We start from the raw sequence: 12114 nt of genomic DNA on the forward strand, positions 1-12114 counted from the left end.
CGGCAAAGAATGACGATTTGCCAAGCAATCCGCAAAACCGAGGATTGACGAAACCGACGCCCAAAGGGGTGTCGTATGACCAATGGCAATCTCCCTAAATTCAATATGTGATTGTACGTTAAACCCCGGCGTCGAGATTTTTCTACGAGCGAGCTATGGAAAACAGCCCCCCTAGGCGCCCGGCGGCACGTCCATACCCGCTTGGATCCTCAAACCCGCCGGGCGATCCGCCGGAGCCGGCCGCATCCGGCGCCTGGGAAACACCCCAGCGCGGCATCGTGTCCTGCAGCGCGATTCCCCGCCGCCACATTCTCCTGGTGGATGACGAACCGGTGATCGCCTTCGCCCTGGGCGAGGTGCTTCAGACCTTCGGGCATCGCGTGTCCATCGCGACCCATGCGCTTCTGGCGCTCGACATCGACTCCGGCGACGGCGCGGACCTGTTGATCACCGACCTCAACATGCCGGACGTCGATGGCCTGGACCTGATCCGCCGGATCCGCGCCAAGCGCCCCGCCCTGCCGGTCATCGTCCTCACCGGGCGCCCGCCGCCCGGCGGCCGGGCGGCCCTCGCGGGGGGCGACCGGGCACCGACCGAGCTGTTGTTCAAGCCCGCGACCCCGACGGAACTTCACCAGGCCATCCAGCGCGTGCTTGGGTGGTAGTTATGCGCGGTCCGAAAAATTCGGACCGCTGCGTTCACGCGCCACCCGGCGGTTCCGACGGCACGCCGCCCTCCGCCGCGCCGACCACCTCGCGCAGCCGCTCCGGGGTGATCGGCTTGCGCAGCAAGGTGTGGCCACGGGCCGCCGCGTCGGCGGCGATGTCCGCTCCGGCCTCGCCGGTCAGCAGCACGCCCCGCACCGCGCCATCGAAAAGGCTGGCCGCCGCCTCCAGCACCTCGAAGCCCGTCCGCCCTTCCCGCAGCCGATAGTCGGCGATGACGACCGCGGGCGTCGCGCGCGCTCCCCGCAGGCGCTCCACCATCTCCTCGCCGCTGCCGGCGTCGACGACCGCGTAGCCCCATTCGCGCAGCAGCGCGGTCAGGCCGGCGCGCACCAGAGCGTCGTCGTCCACCACGACGACCAGCCGCCCATCCCCGGCGGAGACCCGCCGCTCGCCCGCCGTTTCGGATTGGGGCGGCTGCCCGGCGTCCGGCACGGTGACGGAGAAGACCGCCCCGTCACCGGGTGCCGACCGGACCTCCACCGGGTGGCCGAGCACGCGCGACAGCCTCTGCACCACCGCAAGGCCGAGGCCCAGCCCATGGTCGCGGTCGCGCTCGCTGTTCCCGAGCTGATGGAATTCCAGGAAAATGTCCTGCCGATGTTCGGGCGCGATGCCCGGACCGGTGTCGACCACCTCGATGCGCACCGCGTCCCCCAGAGGAATGCAGACGACCGCGACCCGGCCCGCGTCCGTGTATTTGAGCGCGTTCTCGACCAGATTGCGCAGCATGCGCCCGAGCAGGACGGGGTCGCTGCGCACCGCCCGGCCGCACTGCGCAACCGACCAGTCCAGCCCCTTGGCCCGCGCGACCGGTCGGAAGCCCGTGTCCAGCTGATCGAGCAGGTCGTCGAGGGCGAACGGTTCGACCCGCGGCTCCACGGTCCCGCTCTCCAGCCGCGCGATGTCGAGCAGGCTGTCGAGCATGGCCTTCAGGGCGTCGATGCTCTTGTTGAGATGGTCCAGCGTCGCCTGCGCGCGGGGGTTGGCCAATTGCTGCGACAGGGCAGCCGCGAACAGATACATGGACTGGACCGGCTGGCGCAGGTCGTGGCTGACGGCCGCCAGGAAGGCCGTCTTCGTGGCGTTGGCGCGCTCCGCCTCCGCCCGGGCGCGCTCAGCCTGGGCGGCGACCTCCCGCAGCCGGGCGTCCCGCTCCTCGACCGCGTCGGCCATCTCGTTGAAGGAGCGGGCGAGGCCGGCGATCTCGGTGATGCTGGGCGCCACGTCGGCGCGGGCGCCGTGCACGCCGTCCCGCCATTGCTGGGCAACCGCCTGAAGGTTGCGCAACGGCATTACCAGGACGGCCCGGCCGCCGAACCACGTCGCCAGCCACGCCGCACCGGCGACGACGAGCAGGAAGACCAGACCCTCCCGGCCGAACCGGTCGGCGTCGGCCAGAGCGGCGTCCCGGTTCAGCCCGACATTGACGAAAAGGCCGAGTCCGTCCGTGCCCGCCGGCACGAAGCCGAACACCCGGTCCTGCCCGGTCAGGTCGTTGAGGACCCGCGTTCCGGGCGTCGCATCCCTCCACAAATCCCAGCGGTCATCGGGCAGCTTCTTGCCCACGATGCCCGGGTCGGGCCGCCGGACCAGGACGGTCCGTTCGCGGTCGGCAACCAGCAGGGAGGCGCCTTCGGGAAGCGGCTTCGCCCAGAGCTGGCGGTCGAGCCAGTCCAGGCGCAGGCTGGCGCTGACCACCCCGGTGACCTCGCCGGCCGGGCTGAGCACCGGAAAGGCAAAGGGAAGAATCGCCTGCCCCAGCGTGCGGCTGACCGTGTATTCACCGACCGAAAAGCTTTTCTCCGCGACCGCGCGGCGGAAATAGGGGCGGTCGGCGATGTTCGGGTAAGGCGGCGGCGCCGACGAGCAGTAGATCTGCCCGTCCACATGGGACGCGGCGAAGCCGACGTAATAGCTGTAGAGCGGCCCCATGCGGCCGAACTGCGCCCGGCAGGCCTCCGGATCGCCGCCGGTCACCGCGTCGTTGACCGCCAGCGCGGCCAGCACGTCGCGGATGCCGCCCGCCAGAATCTTCAACTCACCCTGCGTCAGCAGCGCCAGGCGCAAGGCCTCCCGATGGACTTCACGCTCGCGCTGCTCCCGCAGCTCCCATTGCTGGTAGGCCAGAATGAACATCGCGGGAGCAACGGCCAAACAAACCAGCTTTCCCAAGCGGGACAGAAGGTTGCTCTGATGCCGCACCAAAATTTCCTCCAGTGTTGCCCATCGCCCGGACGGGCTGGCAACTTATTGTTGTTTGGCCGTTCCCAGACCAAACTTCGTTCCTTTCGTACTCCCACAGTAAATCAGGCAATCGACGGCGCCAAGCGCTGGAAAACGGAGTCTACGCCCGGCCGCCAGAACGCAGACGGCCTGGGCCGGCGCAGCCTCCCCCTGCCACGAATGGCCAAATATGGTTGTTTGATCGGCTCGAAGCCCCCGTGCGTGGCTCCGAAACGGCGCCATCAGCCAAACGCGCATCGCGCAGCCAAAGAACTGACCCGGGCGGGCGCACCGCATACCCGCACGGAAGGTTCACAATCCGCCTTCGCGGACCGCACCTCGGCGACGAACACAGGAGATGTGGGGGAATTTGCTGGGCACTATGCCCTTGAGAAGCTTGGAGCGGGTGAAGGGAATCGAACCCTCGTCGTAAGCTTGGGAATCTTAACCTATGGTTGTATAACACAACCGGAGACCGAAAGCGCAATGCCAACAATGGCTTGCGAAGGCATCCTGGTGCATGTAAAACCCGACACCGTGTCCCAATTCGTCCCAATTCGTCCCAACCGAGACGCCCTGCTCCGTCCCCGCGACGGTGTGCGGGACTGGAAAACGAATCCCGGCACAGCACAGGCCGAATCAGGAGCGCCGTCCCGGTACACCGTCGTCACGCGCCGTCGACCGGTGCGCGCACCGTCCCCAATCGTCCAGCATCCGGCGCTGCCCCATTCTCAGCGCGACCGCGACGGTGCACACGGCACCGGCGTCACGGCACCGCTGCGCGCCAGCGTCCAATCACGAGTGATGGACCGGGATTGGCCTTCCAGACATCTCTCATCGGCTGGGCAATCGGAAGAAGCCGTTTCCCATCGCGCGGTGTGGCCACCGTGTTCGATTAAGAAAATCCGTGGGCCGGGAGTGCTCCGGGTCGAGGCGCGCGCAGACGTTAGCACTGCCCTAGTAGACAGGCGTCGACGTCTGAGGTTCGCACGGCGAGTCATCGCATGGACGCAAACGAGGAGCAGACGTCATAGCTTACCAGCGCGTCGAGGTTCTGACGGGGACGGAACGGCGGCGAAACTACACGTTGACGGAAACGGTGAGGATGGTCGAGGAGGCGATCCGCCCCGACGCGGTGGTGACGGAGGCGGCCCCCGGCTGGGCGTACATGAGAGCCAGCTGTACCGGTGGCGGGGGCTGATGAGGCCCACCGAGACTGCCGTGGCCGAACCGTCCAACTTCGTCGCGATGACCATTACGCCGACGCCGATTGCTACCGAATCACTGGTGGCGGAGCCCCTTGGGCCATTGCGCCTCCGGTGACGCCAACCACAAGCCCGGCGATCCTCGAAGTCATCCTGCCCCCACCGGGGCGCGCCTGCGTCTGAAAGGGGCGGCGTGATGTCACGAAACAAAAGGCTACTTTCCAATCCCTCACACCATACGCATATCTTAATCGCAGTGTGATTTTCGGGAGGATGCGGGGAGGCTGCCGAGATGGCAAGAAAACCCAAGGCGGAAAAGGCGGACAAGCAGACGCTCCAACGCCAGATGCATGCCAACCGAAGCGCGCAGGGGTGGGAGGTCGTCCAGGTCCTTGTCCCGCCAGCGCTCGCAGAGGTCATGGAGCAGCGACGCGGCGACCTGCCCCGCTCGCAATGGCTGGCACTGGCCGCCGCTCGCAGCGTCGGTCTGACACTGACGCCTGATCAGCTTGAGCGCAAGCGGGGACGCCCCGCCACATCCACCCGCCCGAAGCCCATCGCCTACACCCCGTTCGACCCGTCGCTTCCGGTCGTGCTCCCCAGGATCGGTTGGCGCATGCGCGAGCAGGGCGTCCTTGCCGACGGCGTGATGGCGGTTGGCGACCTGGGCAGCAACCGAACCGGGCTGCTTTGGCGCAAGTCCGGCAAATTCGGGAGCTACGATCCATACTTCGACGCCCGAAACTTTGGAATCTGGTCGCGCACTCACTGGTCCGTCCCAGCGCGCGCTGCCGAGCGCATCATCGAGCGCGCTCGCGCCGGCGCCGGTGGCGCCGTCATCGTCCCGCTCCATGTGCGTGACTGGAGCGGGAAACCATCCACATGCATCCCATGCGCAGCCGCACCGACCGTCCGCCAGCGGCCTGGGCCCCACGCATCGACCTCGAAGAGATCGAGCGTGCATGCGCCGGCGACCGGCGGCGCTTGGCCGATTTCCTGGTGGCCAACGCCGGCCCGCTTGGGGGCTTGTCCTGGTTCCAGAACGCCGGCGGGGCTCAGCTCTTCGCGGCCGCGATCTCCGCCAACGAGTTCCAGGAAATCCGGGAAAAGCTGGAGGCTCGTGGCGTCCGTGTCGGCGAGGGTGAACCGGTCGGCCTGTCCAAGGAGCCGGTGACCGCCCAGTATGACGACATCGGGCTGTCGGTGCGAATCGTCCGAGACCGCGGTGACCGTCGGCACCTGCGCCTGTCACCCGCGGCAAACCACACCGATCGCTTTCCGGTGGAAATCACCCTTCCCGCCCCTCTTTGGCGCGACCAGGCCATCGCCCTGGCGGAAATGGGCGTAGCCATCACGGAGACCGACCGGCCCGGATCCCGCATACCCGACGTCAACTGGTCCGCGATTCCGGGCTGGACCACTCCGGCAGCCAACGGCTATCTGCTGCGCGAATACCAACGCGACGCTATCCGGTTTTTCCTCGAGAGGCGGATGAGGGCCGTCTGCGGCGACGAAATGGGCCTGGGGAAGACCGGCGAAGCCATCGCCGCCGCCACGGCTGCCGGCTACCGCAAGAATCTGGTTGTTTGTCCGAAAAATGCTGTGGGCGTCTGGCGGAGGCAAATCACCGAGTGGGCCGCCCCAGGCACGAACCCGGAGGTCGTCGTCATCCACTCCTCGACTGACGTCCCCGCCCTCCCGACCGGCGATGACCAAGTCGGTTGGATTCTTGTCACCTACGACACGATCACCCCGAGGAAAGAGGTCGTCGCCATCCCCGAGCAATGGGGCGATCAGGTCAGCACGATGCTTCAGGAGTTCGGCGCAAGCCATTTAATCGACGAGGAAACACGCAAAATCACGCTCGATCCGGCCGATCCGGAGAGCCTGCAACCACTGATTGCGGTCCGCGAGAGGCTTCATCATCTCCCCGCAGAATTGAGCCGAATTTCCGCCGCGCTTGACCGCGTGATGGGACCGGTTTCGCAGGCGATCAGCGCGTGGAACCCGCATCTCACGATCGTAGACGAGGCGCACAGGATCAAGAACAGGGCCGCGCGCCGCACCGGCGTTGTTCGCGAGCTGACAAGCGAGCCGACCCGTGGCGCCTTGCTCCTCACCGGCACGCCGCTGCGAAACAAAGCCGAGGAGGCGCTGGTGCTGGCCGAGGCCATCGTGCCGGTGGCCGAATTGCGCCGCGATTTTCACAGCATCGGGTCGTCGGCGGTGGACGCTGCCAAAGCCCTTCTGGGGGCGGTGATGATCAGGCGGACAAAGGATCAGGTTCTGACCGAGCTGCCGCCGAAAATCCGCACCCGGGTCGACCTGGATCTGGAGAGCATCGCTGGCTACGCCGAGGCGATGGCTGCGGCGCAGGAGGCATTCGAGAAGGCGCTACAGGCCGGCCAAACGCTCGCCCAAGCCCGCATGGCGGCGCAGGGCAACTGGTCGCAAGCAAGGAAGGCGTTGGGCGTCGCAAAGGCCGCTTCCGGTCAAATCACGGACTTGGTCGAGGAGGTCGTTGCGGAAAAAGGATGCTGTCTCCTGTGGGCTCACCACCGCGACGTGGTTGACGAGTTGGCCCGCCAACTGCGCGACATCGGCCTGCGCGTGGCCACCGTGGACGGCCGCACCAGCCAGATGGACCGCGACGAGGCGGAGCGCGCGTTCCAAGCCGGTGAGATTGACGTGTTCCTTGGCGGTATCACGGCGGCCGGCGAAGCGCTCACGTTGACCAGGGCAGATACCTCGATCTTCGCGGAGGCCAGCGTCGTACCCGCCGAGATGTTGCAGGCTGAAGATCGCGGGCATCGGCTCGGTCAGACAGCAGCTGGCTACAACGTCATGACCTGTCTTGCGCTCGCCGGCGCGCCGATCGAGGTGGACGAGATCACATGGCGGATCGTGCAGCGCAAGGTCGGTGAGATCAACGCGGTGCTGGGTGAGCAACGCACCCTCGACCCTGAAGCCCAGGCAATGATCGACGGTGCGGACAGCGCCTCGGACGTGCTTGCGGCCCTGGCTCTGGCGACCTACCGGCAGAAGGGCGGTGAAACGTCGGCAGCCGAGAACGCGGGGAAGCCGAAGAAGAACAACTCCACCACCTAAACAATGGTTTCAATCTATAGAAACTGCGTCTTCACTCAAGATGTCGTGGCTGAAGTGATGGTGCGCCGTGGGGCCGATGTGAGTGCCTGTTTGCGGGGCGAGACCTTCGCGACCGGCCTAATGCAATCTTGGGTTCATCGCGGAGGCAGGTGCCCGGGGGTTCCGAAAAACCGAAATCGGAGTTGCAAGACAACGACTCCCGGACAGTGCTATACCCACACGCCATGCCACTTGACAGATCACACCCGGATTTTACAGCAGGGCCAAGGAAGGCAGCACTCGGCTTTCCCGTCTTCATGCACCAAATCAACCAGCAAGCGTTGACACAGCAATGTGTGCAGATCACATTATTAGTGTGAGCTGCACACAATGGAGCGCCGCCATGCGCCATTTCACACAGGCTGCCAAGCCCGCGCTGCCGAGAGGCGCCAAAGCCCATTTCGACGGTTTCTCCCGGACCATGTACGAGGCCGACATAGGGGCGCATGAGCGCTCCGAGGATGAATTCGCCGACCTTTTCCTGCGCCGGCCGGACCACGCCGACCCGCTGGACGTCGACACCTGCTGGCGGCTGTACCTCGCCGAGCTCGAAATGTTGGCCACATGCGCCACGGAGACTGGTGCAGATGATGCCGAGGAACTCGAGGCCATGCTGGACCACTACCGAGACGAGCACGAGGCAGCCCGCCGCGACCACATCCCCGAATTCCTCGCCGAGGCCGGACTCAGGCAGAAGGATCTGGCTGCCCTGCTCTCCGTATCCGAACACACGATCGTCGCTTGGAAGAAGGGCGCGTTTTCGCGCAAGGCGGCAAGCGTCCCGGATTGGCTGATGGTGTGGTGCGAACTCTGGCTCGCCGCCCCGGCCGCCCTGCTGGAGCGGATGCTGGCGCGGGCGACCGCCGCCCAGTGGGAGCCGGAGCATCGCCTCGTCGCCCAGAGCTGGCTCGGCCGGTGGAGCGAGATGCTCATCGCGCTGCCTCGGGAGAAGCAGCGTGACGTTTTGGCCCACATCCGACTTGTCGAAGGATGACTGACGGAAATTTTCTTCTATGCGCCGGATGTCTGCCGTGATGTTAATGGCTTTCAGGATGGCTCCAACGCACGGTCTGGGAGTCGCGACATAGGACGGGCAGAAAACCACGCCAAGCGGACAAAGCGAGAACGTAGCCGCAGGATGAAGCGCAAACGGGGTTCGCCAGGGCGAAATTCAAACAGCATCGCTAGTCGAGTGTCGCCGTCCCATGTAGACGAGTATTCAACCGGCACTGACAGGGCCAACCCCAAGCTGTCGCTGCGGGCCATCGGCTCCCAGTTGGAGGTGATGCGGGAGGCCATGCCACGGGGTGGGCGCACCTGGGCGGCCGCGTCGGTCAAAAGTCTGCTGGACCGGGCCCAGGCGCAAGGGCTGCTGGGCGCAAACCCAACTCCGGCGCCGACGTCGACGTAACGGCCACCGGTTTGGCCATCCGATCCGTGGCCCGCGATTGCGCGTGGTCGATGCCGGGTACTGCCGCGGTTTACCTCATGAGGTGGGCGGATCAGGACGACACCACCAAGCGCGGTACGCACACTGCGGCAAGACCTGATCGCGGATACAACCACCCTCTTTTGTTTAATACAGAGGCACTAAACTTTTTATTTTCCCCTTAGGAGTTAAGTTGGCACAAAATATTTCATATTGTCTGCTCATATTTTCTGTGGGAATATTCACGAAACACCCCATATTTCATGATCTTCCTCCAGTGGATTGTCTCAACACGGCCGATGATTCGACGTGGGATGCCCATTCGGGAGAAGATCATGGGGATCATTTCCAGTCCCGGACGTCATTAGGGACTGTCCAGCAACGGCCCGCCAGAGCCGAGGATCGCCGTCGGGAGACAAGGACAGGAGCCGCTCGCGATTAACCGGGCGCGCGGCCCTTCTGCCCGCAGCGGAGCCTCGCCATGCTCGAGAAGACGAAACTCGCGTTCTTCGTCATTGAAACCCAGGCCGGTTGGACCGTGCGGGCTGAAGGGTTCGTCTATCCTGTGTGCGGCAGTTTCCCCGCCGCGGTCGTCCGCGCGATGCGGGAGGCTCAGGCGGCCGGCCTTCTCGGCTTTGCCAGCGTCGTGCTGACACGACCGGCGCTGGACCGTCCGTACGAGATCCAGTGGACCTATGGCCGGGACGCCTGTCCCCCAACCGTCACGGAGAAGTCCCGCCATGCCGCGCCGAATCTTCGAAGCGATGCCCGCCACTGACGCGGTGATCCTGCCTCCCTCGGCCACGGTCCACGCCGCGGCGGCGGCGATGGCGGAGCGGCGGCAATGCCTGGTGCTCGCCATGACCGCCGGCCGGTTGGACGGCATCCTCACGGAGCAGGATGTGGTTCGCCGCGTCGTTGCCGAACGGCGGGATGCGGAGCGCGTCACGGTGGCCGAGGTGATGACCCGGCGTCCGGACACGATCCCCGCCACCGACCTCGCGCTCACGGGCCTTCAGATGATGGAGGACGGAGGGTACCGGCATTTGCCGGCCATCCATGACGGGCGGGTCGTCGGGTTGATTTCCCGTGTCGATTTCGCCGGGTCGGAAAAGACCGAGTTGGAAGCCGAACGCCGATGCTGGGAACGGCTCGGGTGACGGCTCCCGGTCGGACCGGTGCGATGCAGGGCACTCCCGCATCGAAGGAGGGTGACCATGGATTCGCGCTTCATGGCTTTCGCGGGACCTGCGCCCAGGGGCCCCCGAGGGTGCCGATGGTCTGCGTGAGCGCCTGCGGCGCGGCGCTCAACCGACCCGGTTCAAGGGTCCGGATAGCGGAGGAACCGGAAACCCAGGCCCCCTGGGTGTCTCGGTCGGGTCCAAACCGGCCCCGGTGGGAGCGAACGCAACAGAGAAAGACTGCCCATGCAGTTCCAACAACTCCGGGAAAAATCCATCCGCCTTCAGGAAGCGGCGTGGCGGGCCAGAGCCAGGTCTGAAGAACTCCTGAGCGTGGCTGTAGAGGCTCGTATCCGTGCCGATGAAGCAATGGCCAATGGGCGGCAAGCTCGCGATGTCGCACGTGGAATCCGCCGGATGAGAGCAGATGCCGCAAGCCCGTCATTGCCGCAAAAGGGTCTGCCGAAACGGACGCCCAGGAAAAACGGCGGATTTTCTGGAGTTTAGCCCTTATCTGGGTTTCCGGTTCCGCTGCTGCTCGGCCCCCGTTCACCGAGCCCCGTCGGGTCCATGCTTCCTGATCCCGACCACACACGGAGAGGACACCATCATGCCGGAGCGTTTGCGCAGCCCAGAGGGTCATGAGGCCACCCCGGCGGAGAGAGTGCGGCCGTCTGCCGAAGCACTCGACGCTGTGTTGGCCGCTCACCGCCTGTGGCTGGAGAGCGTGGGGCAGGAGGGCCGTCGAGCCGATCTGCGCCATGCCGATCTGTCCGGCCGGTCGTTGTGGCGCGCCGATCTGCGCCGGGCGCGGTTCGACGGCTGTGATCTGAGGGGTGCCGACCTCGACCATGTCGACGCCTCGGGCGCGAATTTCGCCGGCGCTTGCCTGGAGCGGGCGTCGCTGTGGAATGCCCGGCTCGGCGCGGCCCGCCTGTGTCAGGCCGACCTCCGGAATGCGAACCTTGATCATGCCGATCTGTCCGGTGCGGACCTGTCGGACGCGGATTGCACCGAGACCAGTTTGTGGGGAGCGCGGCTGCACGGTGCCGACCTGCGGACCGCAACCGGCCTTATGGGCGATCAGCTCGCCAACGCCCTGGGTGATCCGCACACACGCCTGCCGGACCGGCGGGAGGAGTGAGGCATGGCGCGCGCACTCTCTCGTCGCGCAACGTGGAACCGGCTGGTTCATTTTTCTGGAGAAGAACCGGGACGGTCCCTTCCCGAGCGGGCGGGACGGCGCTCTGACCACCGCCGTGCAGGCCGCGCATCAAGCCGGCAAGGACGGTCACGACGCCCCCACGATGCCCCCACGATGCCCGCGTGTCGCTGCGCGCCGTGGACGGCATCGCGCGGACCGTCTGGTCCTTCGGGGCTGACGGCGGCCCCCACGCTGGGTGGAGCCGTTGCGGATCGTGGCGCCGAAACCGCGCCCCAAGCGGCCGCGCCCGGCGGCGCTTGCGCCGAGGCGGCCCGAATCAGGAGGAGTCCCATGATCGACCGCGAACTTTTGGGGCGTTACCAGAGGGTGTTCGGCTGCACCTTCGACGTCGCGCTCCGGGCGCAACAGCCCGGCGACGGTATGAACGACTGAGCTTCCCCCGGGAGAATGGACACCGGGTTATGCGGCCCGAAGCTCGGCCTGCTCTGGGGTGATGTAGCCGAGAGCCGAGTGGATCCGCTGGCGATTGTAGTAGCCTTCGATGTAGGCGAACAGGTCCCGTTTGGCGGCTTCGCGTGTTGGGTAGCGCTGCTGGTGGACAAGCTCGGATTTTGCTGTCCCGAAGAAACTCTCCATGGCGCGTTGTCCCAGCAGTTTCCCTTGCGGCTCATGGACGGCACAATGCCGTGGGCCCTCAAGGCTTTGCGGTACTCCGCCGCGGCAAATTGACTGCCACGATCGGAGTGATGCAGGAGGCCGGGCGGGGGACGCCGGTGTTGGATGGCCATGGTCAGGGCGGCCAGCGGCAGCTCGGTGCGCATGTGGTCGCGCATCGCCCAGCCGACCACTTTGCGGCTGAACAGGTCGAGGATGACGGCCAGGTACAACCAGCCCTCATCGGTCGGCAGTGGAGTAGGAAGCGCAGAAGCGCTTCCCCTTCGACGCCTGCCGCTGCGGCGTGGCCTGCCGGCGCAGCCTGACCCCGGTCGCCGAGATCATGCCCGACCGCGGCCCCCCGGAGTACGAACGCATTCT

General features: G+C 66.0%; 8 protein-coding genes and 1 pseudogene. 6 read left to right on the forward strand and 3 right to left on the reverse strand.

What is annotated here, in order from left to right:
• Positions 1 to 278: 278 nt before the first annotated feature.
• Positions 279 to 665, forward strand: coding sequence for a response regulator (locus ACSVC7_RS24210; RefSeq protein ID WP_448207313.1), 387 nt, complete (start codon positions 279 to 281; stop codon positions 663 to 665).
• Positions 666 to 699: 34 nt separating this feature from the next.
• Here ACSVC7_RS24210 and ACSVC7_RS24215 read toward each other — a convergent pair whose 3' ends face one another.
• Both ACSVC7_RS24215 and ACSVC7_RS24220 read right to left on the reverse strand, forming a co-directional pair.
• On the reverse strand, positions 700 to 2883 hold the full coding sequence (locus ACSVC7_RS24215; protein ID WP_483508755.1) for a hybrid sensor histidine kinase/response regulator: 2184 nt from the start codon (positions 2881 to 2883) through the stop codon (positions 700 to 702).
• A 1521-nt stretch (positions 2884 to 4404) separates the two neighbouring features.
• Positions 4405 to 5010, reverse strand: coding sequence for a hypothetical protein (locus tag ACSVC7_RS24220; protein ID WP_448207314.1), 606 nt, complete (start codon positions 5008 to 5010; stop codon positions 4405 to 4407).
• Positions 5011 to 5039: 29 nt separating this feature from the next.
• On the opposite strand from ACSVC7_RS24220, the gene ACSVC7_RS24225 reads away from it, so the two are divergent.
• From ACSVC7_RS24225 to ACSVC7_RS24245, 5 genes are all read left to right on the forward strand, one after another.
• Positions 5040 to 7265, forward strand: coding sequence for an SNF2-related protein (locus ACSVC7_RS24225; protein WP_448207315.1), 2226 nt, complete (start codon positions 5040 to 5042; stop codon positions 7263 to 7265).
• Between the two features lie 382 nt (positions 7266 to 7647).
• Complete coding sequence (locus ACSVC7_RS24230) at positions 7648 to 8298, forward strand: MalT transcriptional regulator family protein (protein ID WP_448207316.1); 651 nt, start codon at positions 7648 to 7650, stop codon at positions 8296 to 8298.
• Between the two features lie 916 nt (positions 8299 to 9214).
• The gene (locus ACSVC7_RS24235) at positions 9215 to 9511 is read left to right on the forward strand and encodes a hypothetical protein (protein WP_448207317.1); all 297 of its coding nucleotides are present in this window, start codon (positions 9215 to 9217) and stop codon (positions 9509 to 9511) included.
• Complete coding sequence (locus ACSVC7_RS24240; RefSeq protein ID WP_448207318.1) at positions 9474 to 9893, forward strand: CBS domain-containing protein; 420 nt, start codon at positions 9474 to 9476, stop codon at positions 9891 to 9893. Before ACSVC7_RS24235 ends, ACSVC7_RS24240 begins: the two co-directional genes overlap by 38 nt.
• Before the next feature lie 631 nt (positions 9894 to 10524).
• On the forward strand, positions 10525 to 11058 hold the full coding sequence (locus ACSVC7_RS24245; protein ID WP_448207319.1) for a pentapeptide repeat-containing protein: 534 nt from the start codon (positions 10525 to 10527) through the stop codon (positions 11056 to 11058).
• Between the two features lie 480 nt (positions 11059 to 11538).
• On the opposite strand, the pseudogene ACSVC7_RS24250 reads toward ACSVC7_RS24245, so the two are convergent.
• Positions 11539 to 11993 (reverse strand): annotated as a pseudogene (locus tag ACSVC7_RS24250) (IS3 family transposase); the annotation flags it as partial.
• Positions 11994 to 12114 lie beyond the last annotated feature (121 nt).

This window comes from Azospirillum mesophilum (assembly GCF_053470405.2).

Excerpts from the sequence above, each read along its gene's own strand:
- ACSVC7_RS24230 (WP_448207316.1), top strand. The coding sequence starts at position 7,648 with ATGCGCCATTTCACACAGGCTGCCAAGCCCGCGCTGCCGAGAGGCGCC.
- ACSVC7_RS24245 (WP_448207319.1), top strand. The coding sequence starts at position 10,525 with ATGCCGGAGCGTTTGCGCAGCCCAGAGGGTCATGAGGCCACCCCGGCG.
- ACSVC7_RS24235 (WP_448207317.1), top strand. The coding sequence starts at position 9,215 with ATGCTCGAGAAGACGAAACTCGCGTTCTTCGTCATTGAAACCCAGGCC.
- ACSVC7_RS24225 (WP_448207315.1), top strand. The coding sequence starts at position 5,040 with ATGCATCCCATGCGCAGCCGCACCGACCGTCCGCCAGCGGCCTGGGCC.
- ACSVC7_RS24240 (WP_448207318.1), top strand. The coding sequence starts at position 9,474 with ATGCCGCGCCGAATCTTCGAAGCGATGCCCGCCACTGACGCGGTGATC.
- ACSVC7_RS24220 (WP_448207314.1), bottom strand. The coding sequence starts at position 5,010 with ATGGAGCGGGACGATGACGGCGCCACCGGCGCCGGCGCGAGCGCGCTC.